At 51.6% G+C, this 560-nt stretch carries 1 pseudogene; it reads right to left on the bottom strand.

Annotated elements, in window-relative coordinates:
* A pseudogene (locus CXF65_RS01075) lies at positions 1 to 560 on the bottom strand (hypothetical protein); the annotation flags it as partial.

The following is a 560-nucleotide window of genomic DNA, read 5'->3' as shown; positions in this document are numbered from 1 at the left end:
GTGGCATGCAACTGACTGCCATTCACCGCATCCGTGCTGCTTGCATTCACCGCTCCACCAGCGACGTGTTTGATCTGACGCTCAGATCCTACTGAACCAACAGAGACCTGATCACCAACTCGCATCGCAGGACCTGCAATGGTATGTGTGACCCCGCCAACGGTCATGGTCGACTCAGTGGTTGCATTTGTGGCAGTCGTTGACCCTGCACCTAAAGCAACCGAACCATCTAAGCTTGCTGACGATCCCATGCCAAAGGCTGAGGACGCAACACCCGCTGAGGAAGACTGTACGCCAATAGCCGTAGACAAAGCACCTTTAGAAAGCGCTTTTGAGCCAATCGCTATAGAAGCAGCACCACCAGCTTCGGTATTTCTAACGTAATATCCCGCTTCAACAAGGTCACGACCCGTATAAGCTTTGAATGCGGTATTGACATCACCTCCATTGATTGCAGATGCTGAGGTGCCATCAATATTGGCTTGAGAGGCGGCATTTAGATCGTCACCACCAATGGCAATAGAAGATCCGCCTTTGGTCACAACGTTTGCACCAATGGC

It is taken from the genome of Psychrobacter sp. Sarcosine-3u-12 (genome assembly GCF_002836005.1).
In the GTDB taxonomy this organism is placed as follows: Bacteria; Pseudomonadota; Gammaproteobacteria; order Pseudomonadales; family Moraxellaceae; genus Psychrobacter; species Psychrobacter okhotskensis.
This window is presented reverse-complemented; position numbering and strand designations above follow the sequence as displayed.